Raw genomic sequence first — 13,325 nt, forward strand, 5'->3', positions numbered from 1 at the left:
GTATGTTCTAGTCGCTAGGGTGGCCGTGTGACGACCGAGACCGCGTGGGACCGGCTGCTCGACCTGCTCGACCACTTCGCCGCCAACCCCGACCTGCCGCTCGGCCCCGACGTCGAGCGTACGTTCGCGACACTCTGCGCGCAGGCCATCGCGGACGGCTCAGTGGATCGCGAGCTCCACGTCGACGACACCGCACGGTGGCTCACCGGGTTGGTCGTCGCTCACCGGGCCGTGCGCGACACCCACCCGGAGGTGCCGGCCGACGCCGACCTGGGCGTGCTGCGGGTCGTGGTCACCCGCTGGCTGCACCCAGCCCGCCCACGCTGACGTCGACGGCTAGTGCGAGGCCGCGCCCCGCACCTGGGCGAGGTAGACCAGCGCGCCCACGGTGCCGGCGAGGTTGAGCAGATCGAGCGGGTTCCACCACACCAGGTGCGCCAGGACGGCAAGCACCAGGATCACGAGCCAGGTCTGCTTGGGCAGCGTCTCGATGTAGGTGAACTTCACGGACGGGCGCGCGACACAGTCGACGAGAGCGAAGCCCTTCGCGGCGAACAGCGCGATGGAGATGATGAACATCAAGCCGTTCTGGATCTCGAACATCCCCGAAGGCTATCCAATGACGTACGCGAGGCGGGCCCCCGTATGGGGACCCGCCTCGTGTGGTGCTGCAGTGGATCAGGCCTTCTTGGCCGGAGCCTTCTTCGCGGGCGCCTTCTTGGCCGGAGCCTTCTTGGCGGCCGGAGCAGCCTTCTTGGCCGGAGCCTTCTTGGCCGGCTCGGGCGTCTTCTTGACGGTCGTGTCGACCTTCTCGGCAGCCTTGCGAGCCGTGGTCGGCGCCTTCGACGTCACCTTGGTGACCTGCGTCTTGGCGTCCGTCACGAGCTGCTCGGCACGCTTCTGGGCGTCGTCAGCGAAGCCCTTGGCCTGCTTGGTGACGTCCTCGACGCCGCTGTCGACGGTCTTCTTGATGTCCTCAACGGTGAGGCCCTTGGCCTTGGCGACGAGCTCCTCACCCTTCTTGGCGAGGTCGGCGTATGCGCTCGTGGCGGTGCCGACTGCGGTCTGCGCGAAGCCCTGAGCCTGCTTCTGCAGCTCCGCGACATCGACCTTCTTGAGCGTCTCGGGCAGCGCCTTGACGTCGTCGACGATGGACTTCACCTGGGCGTTGATGGTCTCGGTGATGGTGGTCATGTGGTTTCCTCCTGGTTGGCTTCGGTCACTGTTGCGGCCAGCTCGGTGTCCGACGCTTCGTCAGTGCCGACGAAGGAGCGATAGATATCGAGCAGCGCGGTCTTCTGTCGCTCCGTGAGACGGGGATCGAGGGCAATCGCGTCCTCGACCATCCGTGCTCCGCTCTCGTCGGCATCGAGGATGCCGGCTCGAACGTAGAGCGACTCGGCGGAGATCCTGAGCGCCTTGGCGATCTGCTGCAGGACCTCTGCTGAAGGTCGGCGCAGACCCCTCTCGATCTGGCTGAGGTACGGATTGGAGACATCCGTGAGCTCGGCCAGCTGCCGGAGAGACATCTGTGCCTGACCCCGCTGCTCACGCAGGTAGTCGCCGAGTCCTTCGACGGTCCGCTGCATGCTCAACTTGGCCATGACTCCAGTGTGCTTGCAAAAGTTAGCAAATGCAAGCAGGGTTGCTTGCGACCTCAGTCACATGCATCACCGCAGGTCAGAACGTGGTTCTGACCTCACCGACAGGCTTGCCTCCGCCGAGCACCCGGGGACGTTCGTGCAGGATCGACGCATCGAGGCCGGCCAGCTCGAGCGCCCGGCACATCACGGCGTACAGCGGTCGCTCGCTGCCGTCCTCGATCTTGATCGCGTACGCGGAGCCGTCCGGCAGGCCCACGACGTAGACACTCTCGGCGCCTGACTTGGCCAGCAAGCCGGGGAACGCGAGCATCAGCTCTCGCTCGGCGCGCGTGGTGCCGCTGAGGTATTCCGGGTGCGCCGTCACGGCACCGACGAGCCGGGCGCCCGGGCTGCCGACGGGGCTCTGCATGATCCGGCCCACGGCGCGGGCGAGCTGCTGCAGCGGGGTGGCGAGCAGGGGGGCACCACAGCCGTCGACGCCGACAACCGCCGGTGGGCCGTCCGTGAGCTCGGTGAACGTCGCGGTGATCTCGAGCTGGAGCGGGTGCTCCGGGTCGAGGTAGTCGTCGATCGTCCACTCGTTCGTCATGCAGGTCAGGAGCATCGCGGCGTGCTTGCCTGAGCAGTCCATGCAGATCGGGTCCCGCGTGCCGCCGGCGCGCAGGTAGTCGGCGTGGACGTGCGGATCCAACGGGTAGGACGGCGGGGTCTGCAACGTCTGTTCGTCCAGTCCGGCCAGCGCCAGGATCTCCCGAACCCCGTCGAGGTGGAACGGCTCACCGGAGTGACTCGCGGTCGCGAGGGCCAGCAGCCGCCCGTCGAGCGGCAGCCCAGCGCGGAGCATGCCGAGCGTCTGGATCGGCTTGTTGGTCGACCGTGGGAAGACCACAGTGCCGGGATCACCGATCGACCAGATCACCTCGCCGGCCGGATCGACCCCGACAGCGACTCCCCGATGACGGCTCTCCACCAGTCCAGAACGTACGACTTCGGCTAGTACTTCCACGTCGGCCACTCTAGGAGACGACGCGGGTCGCCGCGCCGGGCAGCGCCGCGATCGAGGTGTCGTCGTGGCGGCGGCACACATCTGCGATTCGCATTCCTCCGGCATTCTGGGGAGTTTTCATCTATCCTCGGATGACTACTGGTCGGCTCAACCGAGCCGCTTCCCCACCAGCGAGGTTGATTCTCATGCTCGACGCGTTCCGCCGCATGTCCATGCCATCCGTCGAGGGCGACGTCCTGTCGCGCATGCCTCATGCTCACACGGCGCTGATCTCGTGATCGCCGGACACGGCGGCCTGCGCCGATCTACGATTCGACACATGCGAACCGCTCTCGGGGGCCTCGCGGCCGTTCTCCTTGTTCTCCTCGCCGGCTTCCAGCCTGCCCAGGCGGCGACGACGCCGCCCAAGGTCGGCCTGGTGTCGTTCATCTCGGCGTCGTACTCGACCAGCACCGGGACAGCGGGCCTCACGATCGACTGGCCTGACACGCGCTACGCCAAGTCCTACCAGGTCTACATCTCGCGCAGCTACACGATGTCCAACGCCAAGCGCTACGGGTCGACCTCGAGCGCCAAGACGTTCACCGGCCTGGTGCGCGGCGTCCCCTACTTCGTGCAGGTCCGCGCGCTCAACGGCAGCGCGGTCGGCCAGAAGTCGTCACGGGTCGGCCACTCCACGATCCGGCAGATCCCGCCCGGCACCGGACCGACCTACCGCGTCATGACCTACAACCTGTGCTCGCAGAAGTGCTCCAACTGGGCTGGTCGGCAGCCGGCAGCCTTGGGACGCATCCGGGCCTACCTGCCCGACGTCATCGCCGCCCAGGAAGCGATCTACCTGAGCGTGCCCGCAGAAATGGGCTACACCGAGGCGATCGAGAAGAGCTCGAAGCGACTGCTCTACAAGACCTCACGATTCACCCTGGCACCCGCGACGACGTCCGTGCCCGCGAAACCGGCAAAGACGTCCGCAGGCTGCGACGCGACGTGGCCGCAGAGCACCAAGGGCTACGTCCTGCTCGGCTACCACGGCGGCGGCTGCCGGTATGCCGTGTGGGCCGTGCTGGTCGACAAGCAGACGGGTGACCGCACGGTGTTCGTCGACGTGCATCTCGTCTACGGCGACACCGAGACCGCCGCCACCCAGCGCAAGGCCGAGATCACGACGCTCACCCAGCACCTCGCGTCGATCAACCCGGGCAATCTTCCGGTGGTCTACGCCGGCGACTTCAACTCGCACAAGAACCGTTCGAACGACTATCTGGCCGGCGTGTTCCACAACCAGGGCTACTACGACGCGTACGACCTGGCCTCGAAGCTGCGCCTGCAGCACACCAACAGCTACAACGACTTCCAGGTCGTGCCGCGGATCAGCTACAAGTGGGGCGACCACGTCGACCACGTCTGGATCAGGCCCGACGAGGGCCGCATCCTGTCGTGGGCCAACGGCGCATACATCTCGGCCAGCCGGATGGTGACGCCCATCCCGTCGGACCACAGCCCCCTCATCACGGACGTACGGCTCAGCCGCTGACGGGACTCCGCGCGGCAATCACAGGGCAACCCGTAGAATTCAGCCACCTGTACACCCGCGTACGTCCTGGAGCCTCCCGTCGTCACCCGAAGAAAGATCGCCCCGCGTCGGCGTGCCGACACGCCCGGGCGGTCCCGCCGCACCGCGCGCATCGCCGGCCGCCGCAGGACTCGCGATCGTCGTCGCCTCCTGATGGGTGTCGTCGGCGTGCTGGTCGTGGGCGTGCTGGCCACGGGCCTCGCGGTGACGTACGCGACGCCTGACTCGCTCGACGCACCCACCGAGCTGTCCGCCACCCCCCTGTCACCGACGAGCGTCAAGCTCGCCTGGGATGGCTCCGATGATGTCGACTCCTACATCGTCAAGGTGGGATCGGACCGCGCGCTGTCGAAGGCCCGGACGACCAAGGTGCCGGCCAAGGGCACGAGCGTGACCCTCGCCGACCTCGGAGCCGCGACCCCCGGGATCGACCAGTTCTACCGCGTCGACGCGGTCCGCGACGGCAAGATCAGGTCCTCGCGGACCGCCCGCTTCACCCTCAAGCCCGCCGCCGTCGGCCGCCTGAGGATCAGGCAGACCACCGCCGACGGCGTTCGAGCGACGTGGAACAAAGTCGCGAACGCACGCCATTTCGACGTCGAGGTCGCCCGCGACCGGGCCTTCACCAAAGAGGTGACGTCGGTTCGTACGCTCGGCGCAGCCAACTCGTTCGTGACCCGCGGCCTCTCGGCGGCGACCGCCTACTGGATCCGCGTCCGGCCGGTCAACGGCGACCAGGTCGGCCGGATCAGCGAACCCGTCAAGTTCCGCACGATGGTCCGCAAGACGTCGTTCAAGGTCGGCACCTGGAACGTGTGCTCCGAGAAGTGCTCGGGCTATGCCGGACGGGCGCGCATCGGCGCGGCGTTCTTCAACGAGAACAAGATCGACATGTTCGGGCTCCAGGAGTCGGGCGGACAGCGCGTTGGCCGCACCACGAACGCCATCTGGAGCGGTGGCTCGCAGAATTTCGTCCGTGCGACCGGTGGTGCCGAGGCGCGCTACATCTTCTACCGGCCCAAGCTGTTCAAGCAGCTCAGCGGCAGCTACTTCCCGATCGGCGACGGCCGCCACACGACGTGGGCCAAGTTCAAGGTCAAGGAGACCGGCCGCGTCTTCTACTTCGTCGACATCCACCTCGACAACGGCAAGGGCAACGACTCCGCGAGGGCTCGCGAGATGAATGTCGTGCTCGCGCGGATGGCTCAGATCAACGACACGAACCTGCCGGTGATCTACGCCGGCGACTTCAACTCCGGCAAGCACCGCAATCCGGACTCCCCCGGCGTCAAGATGCGGGCCGCCGGCCTGCAGGACAGCGTCGACCTGGTCAAGAACCCGGTCAACGCGCAGTTCAACACCAGCTATCCCGACGGCGGAACTCTCCGGTCAGGAGCACACGTCGACCACATCTTCGTGTCCAGGCAGTTCACGGTGCTGGGGTGGAAGCAGCTCGTACGCCTCTCCGGCACCAGCTACGCCAGACCGGCCGTCTCGGACCACAATGCGCTCAGCGCAGTCGTGGCTCTTGACGCTGTGGCGAAGGAGCTCGGCGAGCCCACCGCGACGACCACCGTGGGTGGCCTCAGCACCCCGTCGCCCTAGATCACCACACCCTAGGATGACGTGGTGCCTGAATCGTCCGACGTGAGCCTCGCCCATTTCCATGCCGTGATCCCTGCCGGCGGTGCGGGCACCCGGCTGTGGCCGCTCTCGCGCGCCTCGCGACCCAAGTTCCTCCTCGATCTCGACGGCTCGGGGCGCTCGCTGATCCAGCAGACCTGGGACCGCCTGGCCGACCTGATCCCGCCTGAGCGCATCCACATCGTGACCGGCAGCGCCCACGCCGACGCCATCCGCGCCCAGCTCCCGGAGCTCACGAACCTGCTGGTCGAGCCGTCACCCCGCGACTCGATGCCGGCGATCGGCCTGGCTGCCGCGGTCATCGGCACGCTGGATCCTGACGCCATCATCGGCTCGTTCGCCGCCGACCACGTGATCGACGACCAGGTGTCGTTCGCCGAGGCCATCGGTCAGGCCGTCGCCGTCGCCGCGGAGGGCCTCATCACGACGATCGGGATCACGCCCGCAGGCCCGTCAACGGCATTCGGCTACATCGAGTCCGGCGAGCACCTGACGGTCGACGGTGCGGGATCGGCTCGTGCCGTCGTGAAGTTCGTGGAGAAGCCCGACGCCCCGACCGCAGCGACCTATGTCGCCAGCGGCGTGCACAGCTGGAACGGTGGCATGTTCGTGACCCGCACGGATGTCCTGCTGGGTCACCTGGCGCGCCTCCAGCCCGGCCTCCACGCTGGACTCACGACGATCGCGACGGCCTGGGCCACCGACAAGCGGCAGCACGTGCTCGACGAGGTGTGGCCGACACTGACCAAGATCGCGATCGACCACGCGATCGCCGAGCCGGTCTCCCTCGAGGGCGGCATGGCCGTCGTGCCCGGAGCGTTCGACTGGAACGACGTGGGCGACTACGCGGCTCTCCAGGACGTGGGCGGCATCTCGTCGTCAGACACCGTGTGGGTCGACGCCGATGGCCTGGCGATCGCCGACGACGGCACCACGATCGCGGTGGTCGGCCTGCGCGACGTCGTCGTCGTGCGTACGTCCGACGCGCTCCTCGTGACGACCCGCGAGCACGCTCAGCAGGTCAAAGATGTCGTCACGGTGCTGAAGGACCGCGGTCGCGCCGACGTCGTCTGAGCTGGCGCTCGCTGAACGGCGGGATGAGGTCGATCAGCTCGCCTGCCACGGTCTCGGGCGTCGGCATGTAGGCCTGCGCGACCTCACCCGTGCCCACGACACGGACGTCGCCGTCGTCCGGGCCGGCATAGACCGAGTCGCCGCGACTCAGCTTGAGCCGCTCACCCGCCGTGTTGACGAGCTCGACCTCGCCGCCCGTGCACACGACGATGCGCTGCCCCGCGGACGGCAGGAGGGTGCCCGCGGGCTCGGCGCGTGAGCACTGGCTCACGGCGAGTGCGAACTCCCGCACGTCCGGACTGAAGACGTCGGTGGAGAACCCGAACGGCTCGGGTGTCACCCGGGCGAGCCGGGACATGCCGCGGTCGAGGCACTTGATGAGCCCCTCGGGGTCCAGCGGCTTGCTCGTGAGTCCGGCGCGCAGCACGTTGTCGGACGCCGCCATGACCTCCAGGCACATGCCGCGCAGATGGGCATGGATGATGCCGGTGCCGAGGAATGCCGCTTCACCCGGCTGCAGCGTCAACCGGTTGAGCGTCAGGGAGATCACGACGCCGACGTCGTCCGGGTAGTGGTCAGCGATCTCGACGGCCGTGGCGTACGCCCGCTTGACGTCGATGCCCTGGTCGACGAGGTCGCGGCAGCACACCACGATCTGCTCGATGTCAGCCGCCGAGACCTCTTCGGTCAGCAGCCGCTCGATGAGGCGCACGATGCCGCGGAAACCGGGCTCGGCGTGCAGGTCCTCCGCGAGGCTCTGCGCCAGCGGCGTCTCGACACCGTTGAGGACGCGCAGGATCTCCGCCGTCGGCCGGAACCCCACCAGGGTGTCGAACGTCGTCAGGGCGTACGCCATCTCCGGCTTGTGGTGCGGGTCCTTGTAGGTCCGGTGCGGGGCGTCGAGCGGCACGCCCGCGGCCTCCTCGGCTTCGAAGCCGGAGCGGGCCATCGCCTCATTGGGGTGCACCTGGAGCGACAAGGGCCGGTCGGCCGCCAGGATCTTGAACATGAACGGCAGCTCGCCTGCCACCTCGGCCAGCGACATCGAGCCGTCCGGACCTTCGATCGTCGACGATCCCAGCGGGTGCGTGCCCATCCAGATCTCGGCGAGCGGGATCTCGCCCGGTTCGCCGCCGACGAACTGCGGGATGTCGGTCCGCGAACCCCAGTCGTACGCCCTGGAGGCGTTGTCGAGCCTGAGCATCACTTGTGCCGCGGCTTCCGCCCTGCGGGTGCGGTGGCCGTCTTGTCGGTGGTCGACGCCTTCTTCTTGTACGGCTTCTTCTCGGGCGCCTTGGACGGGTAGGCGCGATTCTCATGGCTCTTCTTGTACGGCTTGCGATCCTCGCGCGTGCGGCGGATCGGCGGGCCGGTGTCGGGCTGCAGGTCGATCAGCTTGCCGGAGATGCGGGTGTTGGCGAGGGCCTCGAAGACCGCATCGGGCAGGTCGGCGGGCAGCTCGACGAGCGTGTGGTCCTGGCCGATCGTGATCTTGCCGAAGTCGGACCGTTTGAGGCTGCCTTCGTTGGCCAGCGCGCCGACGATCGCGGACGGCCCGATCTTGTGGCGCTTGCCCACCGCGACGCGGTAGACCGCCGCACCCTCGGCAGGCAGCCGGTCGGAACGGTCGAAGCCAGCGGGCTTCTTGCGCGGCTCGAAGTCCTCGCGGGGAGCGCGGACGGTCTTGGGCGGGTCGGGCCGCAGGAAGAACTCCTTGTCCGACTGGCTCATGACGGCGAGCGCGGCGGCGACATCGGTCATCGAGACGTCGTTCTCGCTGGCGTACTCCTCGACCAGCGAGCGGAACGCGTGGAAGGACGGCGACCCCATGCTGGACGTGATGGCCTGCGCGAAGCGGCCGGCGCGGCGCTCGTTGACCTCTTCGGCGGTCGGGACGGACATCTCCTCGACGGGGCGACCCGACACCTTCTCGATCGCCGACAGCATGCGGCGCTCGCGCGGCGTGACGAAGAGGATCGCTTCGCCGGTGCGGCCCGCACGCCCCGTGCGGCCGATGCGGTGGACGTACGCCTCGGTGTCGTGCGGGATGTCGTAGTTGACGACGTGCGTGATGCGGTCGACGTCGAGGCCGCGCGCGGCGACGTCGGTCGCGACGATCAGGTCGATCGCGCCGGACTTGAGCTGGGCGACGGTGCGCTCGCGCTGGGCCTGGACCAGGTCGCCGTTGAGCGCCGCGGCGGAGTAGCCCCGGCTGCGCAGCTTGTCGGCGAGCTCTTCGGTCGCGGACTTGGTGCGCACGAACACCAGCATGCCGTCACCGGTCTCGACCTCGAGCAGTCGAGTCAGTGCGTCGAGCTTGTGGTGGTGCGAGACCTGGATCCAGCGCTGGCGGACCGTTGCGGTCGACGTGGTCGCCTTGGGCGTCGCGATGTCGACCGGGTCGTGCAGGTACTTCTTGGCAAGCGACCGGATCTGGCGAGGCATCGTCGCCGAGAACAGCGCGACCTGCTTGTACTCCGGCGTGTCCGCGAGGATCCGCTCGACATCCTCCGCGAAGCCCATGTTGAGCATCTCGTCGGCCTCGTCGAGCACGAGGTACTCCAGCGACGTCAGGTCGAGGCTGCCTCGCTCGAGGTGGTCGATGACGCGACCCGGCGTGCCGACGACGATGTGCGCGCCCTTCTGCAAGCCGGAGAGCTGGAAGCCGTAACCCTGGCCGCCGTAGACCGGGAGCACCCGGATGCCCGGGATGTTGGTCGCGTAGGCCGTGATGGCCTCGCAGACCTGCAGCGCGAGCTCACGCGTCGGCGCCAGCACGATCGCCTGGGTCTTGGTGTTGGCCGGATCGATCTTCTGCAGGATGGGCAGCGCGAACGCGGCGGTCTTGCCGGTGCCGGTCTGGGCCAGGCCGACGACGTCCTTGCCCTCGAGCAGGGTGGGGATCGCGCGTGCCTGGATCGGCGTCGGGGTCTCGTAGCCGAGCGACGCGAGTCGGTCGACGAGCGTGTCGACGAGGCCGAGATCCGAGAAGGTCGGCGTCTCGACGGGTGTGTCGGTGGTCATGGAAGCTCCTGGGTTGATGGCGCGGGACCGGATCGGCCAAGTCCCGTGCAACCCGTCGGCAGCCACATGCATGCCAAGGTCGTGTGAGACGTACGCGCCCACGTCCAACGGTATCGGTCGAGCACTGCTTCGGAGAAACTCAGCGACAGTGTGATGCGACTCAGTAGGCGCCGGCGGACGACACGACGGCGCGGAACGTCTTCCAGAGGATCAGCATGTCCCCGACGAGTGACCAGTTCTCGACGTAGTAGAGGTCGAGGCGCATGGTCTCCTCCCAGTCGAGGTCGGAGCGACCGGAGATCTGCCACGGCCCGGTCATGCCGGGGCGGACGAGCAGGCGACGACGGGCCTCGGCGGCGTATCCGGAGACTTCGGACACCAGAGGCGGCCGGGGGCCGACGAGGCTCATGTCGCCCTTGACCACGTTGAGCAGCTGCGGCAGCTCGTCAAGGGAGTAACGGCGCAGGATTCGGCCCACGCGAGTGACCCGTGGATCGTCGCGCATCTTGAACATCACGACGTTGCTGGTGTCGGGCTGGAGGTCCGCGAGCATGGCGTCGGCGCCCTCGACCATGCTGCGGAACTTGATCATGCCGAACGAGTTGCCGTCACGGCCGACCCGCTCCTGCACGAAGAAGACCCGGCCCGGACTGGTGAGCTTGATCGCCGCCGCGAGGGTCAACAGGATCGGCGAGAACAGCAGGAGCAGGCCCAGCCCGCCCACGCGATCGAGGAGGTCCTTGGCCCAGCGCTGAGCACCGCGGTAGGACGGCTGCTCGACGTGCAGGAGCGGGAGTCCGGCGACCGGGCGGATGTGCACGCGAGGACCGGCGATGTTGGCCAGCGAGGGCGCGATGATGATCTCGATGCCGTAGCCCTCGAGGTCCCAGCCCAGCCGGCGGACCATCTCGGGGTGCGTGGCATCCGATGAGGTGATGATGACGGCGTTGGCGCCCGACGACACCATCGTCGTGGTCAGCTCTTCGACACCCCCGATCACCGGTACGCCGGCGACGTGGCTGGGTCGCTCGCCACTCGTGATGCAGGCCCCGGCGAGCCGGTAACCGAAGACGGCGTTGCGGTCGATCACGGCCGCCAGGTGCTCGATCGCGTCGATGCTGCCCACGACGATCGCCTGGTGAGTCATCTTGCCGTGCTGTCGACGCACCAGGAGCCACTGCCGCCACGACCAGCGGCTGAGGGCCAGGAGGATCAGGCCAAAGGGCAGGAGGACGACCACGTAGCTTCGCGGCACCTGGACCTTGAGGACGTAGCCGACGAAGGCGATGACCGCGAAGACCACGAGCGTCGAGTTGAAGACGCGCTTGTACTCCTCAGGCCCAGCGCCGAAGACGCGGTAGTCGCGGGTGCCGGCGGCGGTGAGCACACCGTGCCACAACAGCAGCATCGCGACCGACACCAGGATGGGATAGGGCCCGTAGGGGTTCGCGTCCATGTCCGGGAGGTTCTGGGCCCACACGACGTGAGCCGTGATGAACACCCACGTCAGGACCACGAAATCGGAGATCACGAGTCGGCGGCCGTAGCGGCGTTCCCACGCCGTGCCACGGTAGTCCGCCGCCGGAGCCACGTGTTCGCCCCTCCCGTCCGGTACCGGAGGAGCTGTGGTCTCCGCCTGAAGTGTCACGCCCGCGCTGGGCGCCGGACCAAGCGACGACCGATCGAGACCACCAGGACAGGTGCCCCGATCACCGCCGCAGTCAGCGCCACACTACCTGCCACGAGGAGCGCACCGCGGATGGCTCCGCCCTGATCGAGCGCAAAGTAGAGGACGGGAAGGAGCGCGACGAACATCGTCAGCGCGAATGCCACGAGGACACGGCGTGTGCTGATCGGCGTGTAGTCCATGCTCACTCAACTTCGGATGGGGCGCCTCGGGGGCGGCGCCTGTCACAGTAGAAACGATTCTGTGCGGCGTGGGTTACGTTCACATCGATGATGAGTCGGCAATTGGCGACCGGGTGTCGTAATCTTCCCGGTGACACGGTGTCCACGTCCCTGAAGGAGTGAATGGGTGAGCCAGCGCCAACTCGCCAAGCCGCTGGCTCGACGGTGGCCGTCCATCATCCTCACGATCCTGATCGGTGTCGGCCTTGCCGTGCTCTGGCTGAATCTCGCGACCCCGCGCTACACGGCGCATGCCGACGTCCTCGTCTCCCCGCCGGCCGCCAAGAGCACCGACGCGGTCGCCGAGCGGACGATCGCGTCCTACGCCCATGTGCTCGGCGGCCGCAGCATCGCCGGCCAGGTCGTGGATGACCTCGGGCTCACCGGCACCACGGGTTCGGCCGACCGGAACCTCTCCGCGCGGGTCCTCGACGGCACCTCCGTGCTGCGGGTCACTGCTGACAGCACCCAGCGCCAACAGGCCGCGGACATGAGCCAGTCAGCTGCCGAGGCATTCGTGACCTGGCTCTCCGAACAGAAGACCAACCTGTCGGCATCAGTCGTCGATCCGGCGACCGCCCCGTCAGATCCTTCGAGCCCGGCACCCGTTCCGTGGATCGTCGCCGGCGGCCTCCTGGGCCTGCTGGCCGGCCTCGTGATCGCCGCGGCCCGCAACGCGTCCGATCGCAGCGTCCACACCCCAGCGGAGCTCGAAGAGGCCGCCGGCGCGCCCGTCCTCGGCGCGATCGCCTATGACCGCGTCGCCGTGCACACTCCGCTCATCACCTCGCTCGGCACGCACCATCCGCGGTTCGAGGCCGTACGCATCCTGCGCACCAACCTGCAGTTCCTCGACATCGACAGCGACACCAAGGTCATCACGATCACCAGCTCGCTGGCCGGCGAAGGCAAGTCGACCACAGCCTGCAACCTCTCGATCGCCCTTGCGCAGGCCGGTTCGCAGGTGGCGCTCGTCGAGGGCGACCTGCGGCGTCCGCGCGTCAGTGAGTACCTCGGCATCGAGAAGTCCGTCGGACTCACGACGGTCCTCGTGGGTCGCGTCACCCTCGACTCCGCGCTCCAACAGGCCGCCACGCCGGGGCTGGACGTCCTGGCCAGTGGTGCTCTGCCCCCCAATCCATCCGAGATCCTCCAGACCAACGCGATGCGGTCCCTCATCTCGGAGCTGCGCCAGCGCTATGACATCGTCCTGATCGATGCGCCGCCCCTGCTCCCGGTCACCGATGCGTCGCTGCTGGCGTCCATCTCCGACGGCGCGATCCTGGTCGTCCGGCACGGCAAGACGGGGCTCGAGGAGGTGCGGACCGCCACCGAGCGCCTGCACTCGGTCGGTGCCCGGTTGCTGGGGACCGTGCTCAGCATGGCGCCGGTCAAGGAGCTGTCGCGCTACGGCTATGGCTACGGGTACGGCTATGGGCCGGAGTACTTCGAGAAGACCACGAGCGGCAGGCGCAGCAGCCGGACGCCCTAG

General features: G+C 68.0%; 13 protein-coding genes. 5 read left to right on the top strand and 8 right to left on the bottom strand.

Annotation, left to right across the window (positions count from 1 at the left end; all coding sequences use genetic code 11):
• Positions 1 to 27: 27 nt before the first annotated feature.
• Positions 28 to 327: a hypothetical protein gene (locus AC1DVU_RS00535; protein ID WP_476920468.1), complete on the top strand. Its 300-nt coding sequence runs from the start codon at positions 28 to 30 to the stop codon at positions 325 to 327.
• A gap of 9 nt (positions 328 to 336) precedes the next feature.
• On the opposite strand, the gene AC1DVU_RS00540 is transcribed toward AC1DVU_RS00535, so the two are convergent.
• The 4 genes from AC1DVU_RS00540 to AC1DVU_RS00555 all read right to left on the bottom strand — a co-directional run bounded on the left by AC1DVU_RS00540 (position 337) and on the right by AC1DVU_RS00555 (position 2,610).
• Positions 337 to 603, bottom strand: coding sequence for a DUF2516 family protein (locus tag AC1DVU_RS00540; protein WP_476920469.1), 267 nt, complete (start codon positions 601 to 603; stop codon positions 337 to 339).
• Positions 604 to 678: 75 nt separating this feature from the next.
• Complete coding sequence (locus AC1DVU_RS00545) at positions 679 to 1,194, bottom strand: hypothetical protein (RefSeq protein WP_476920470.1); 516 nt, start codon at positions 1,192 to 1,194, stop codon at positions 679 to 681.
• On the bottom strand, positions 1,191 to 1,604 hold the full coding sequence (locus AC1DVU_RS00550) for a helix-turn-helix domain-containing protein (RefSeq protein WP_056211511.1): 414 nt from the start codon (positions 1,602 to 1,604) through the stop codon (positions 1,191 to 1,193). Before AC1DVU_RS00550 ends, AC1DVU_RS00545 begins: the two co-directional genes overlap by 4 nt.
• 76 nt (positions 1,605 to 1,680) lie before the next feature.
• Complete coding sequence (locus AC1DVU_RS00555) at positions 1,681 to 2,610, bottom strand: asparaginase (RefSeq protein WP_476920471.1); 930 nt, start codon at positions 2,608 to 2,610, stop codon at positions 1,681 to 1,683.
• Between the two features lie 319 nt (positions 2,611 to 2,929).
• Here AC1DVU_RS00555 and AC1DVU_RS00560 point away from each other — a divergent pair, with 319 nt between their 5' ends.
• The 3 genes from AC1DVU_RS00560 to AC1DVU_RS00570 all read left to right on the top strand — a co-directional run bounded on the left by AC1DVU_RS00560 (position 2,930) and on the right by AC1DVU_RS00570 (position 6,901).
• Positions 2,930 to 4,144, top strand: a complete 1,215-nt coding sequence (locus AC1DVU_RS00560; RefSeq protein WP_476920472.1) for an endonuclease/exonuclease/phosphatase family protein — start codon at positions 2,930 to 2,932, stop codon at positions 4,142 to 4,144.
• A gap of 192 nt (positions 4,145 to 4,336) precedes the next feature.
• Positions 4,337 to 5,788, top strand: coding sequence for an endonuclease/exonuclease/phosphatase family protein (locus AC1DVU_RS00565; RefSeq protein ID WP_476920473.1), 1,452 nt, complete (start codon positions 4,337 to 4,339; stop codon positions 5,786 to 5,788).
• Between the two features lie 24 nt (positions 5,789 to 5,812).
• The gene (locus AC1DVU_RS00570; protein ID WP_476920474.1) at positions 5,813 to 6,901 is read left to right on the top strand and encodes a mannose-1-phosphate guanylyltransferase; all 1,089 of its coding nucleotides are present in this window, start codon (positions 5,813 to 5,815) and stop codon (positions 6,899 to 6,901) included.
• Here the strand turns inward: AC1DVU_RS00570 and manA are convergent.
• From manA to AC1DVU_RS00590, 4 genes are all read right to left on the bottom strand, one after another.
• Positions 6,861 to 8,105, bottom strand: coding sequence for a mannose-6-phosphate isomerase, class I (gene manA / locus AC1DVU_RS00575; RefSeq protein WP_476920475.1), 1,245 nt, complete (start codon positions 8,103 to 8,105; stop codon positions 6,861 to 6,863). The two genes, AC1DVU_RS00570 and manA, sit on opposite strands and share 41 nt — an antisense overlap.
• Positions 8,105 to 9,925: a DEAD/DEAH box helicase gene (locus AC1DVU_RS00580; protein WP_476920476.1), complete on the bottom strand. Its 1,821-nt coding sequence runs from the start codon at positions 9,923 to 9,925 to the stop codon at positions 8,105 to 8,107. The genes manA and AC1DVU_RS00580 overlap by 1 nt, the downstream gene beginning before the upstream one ends.
• Positions 9,926 to 10,085: 160 nt before the next feature.
• Entirely contained in the window at positions 10,086 to 11,516 is a 1,431-nt protein-coding gene (locus tag AC1DVU_RS00585; protein WP_476920477.1) for a sugar transferase, read from the bottom strand.
• A 53-nt stretch (positions 11,517 to 11,569) separates the two neighbouring features.
• The gene (locus tag AC1DVU_RS00590) at positions 11,570 to 11,794 is read right to left on the bottom strand and encodes a hypothetical protein (protein WP_476920478.1); all 225 of its coding nucleotides are present in this window, start codon (positions 11,792 to 11,794) and stop codon (positions 11,570 to 11,572) included.
• 166 nt (positions 11,795 to 11,960) lie between these two features.
• Here AC1DVU_RS00590 and AC1DVU_RS00595 point away from each other — a divergent pair, with 166 nt between their 5' ends.
• Entirely contained in the window at positions 11,961 to 13,325 is a 1,365-nt protein-coding gene (locus AC1DVU_RS00595; protein ID WP_476920479.1) for a tyrosine-protein kinase domain-containing protein, read from the top strand.

Source organism: Aeromicrobium sp. P2_G6, from assembly GCF_056403535.1.

Excerpts from the sequence above, each read along its gene's own strand:
- AC1DVU_RS00540 (WP_476920469.1), bottom strand. The coding sequence starts at position 603 with ATGTTCGAGATCCAGAACGGCTTGATGTTCATCATCTCCATCGCGCTG.
- AC1DVU_RS00545 (WP_476920470.1), bottom strand. The coding sequence starts at position 1,194 with ATGACCACCATCACCGAGACCATCAACGCCCAGGTGAAGTCCATCGTC.
- AC1DVU_RS00550 (WP_056211511.1), bottom strand. The coding sequence starts at position 1,604 with ATGGCCAAGTTGAGCATGCAGCGGACCGTCGAAGGACTCGGCGACTAC.
- AC1DVU_RS00560 (WP_476920472.1), top strand. The coding sequence starts at position 2,930 with ATGCGAACCGCTCTCGGGGGCCTCGCGGCCGTTCTCCTTGTTCTCCTC.
- AC1DVU_RS00565 (WP_476920473.1), top strand. The coding sequence starts at position 4,337 with ATGGGTGTCGTCGGCGTGCTGGTCGTGGGCGTGCTGGCCACGGGCCTC.
- manA (WP_476920475.1), bottom strand. The coding sequence starts at position 8,105 with ATGCTCAGGCTCGACAACGCCTCCAGGGCGTACGACTGGGGTTCGCGG.
- AC1DVU_RS00580 (WP_476920476.1), bottom strand. The coding sequence starts at position 9,925 with ATGACCACCGACACACCCGTCGAGACGCCGACCTTCTCGGATCTCGGC.
- AC1DVU_RS00590 (WP_476920478.1), bottom strand. The coding sequence starts at position 11,794 with ATGGACTACACGCCGATCAGCACACGCCGTGTCCTCGTGGCATTCGCG.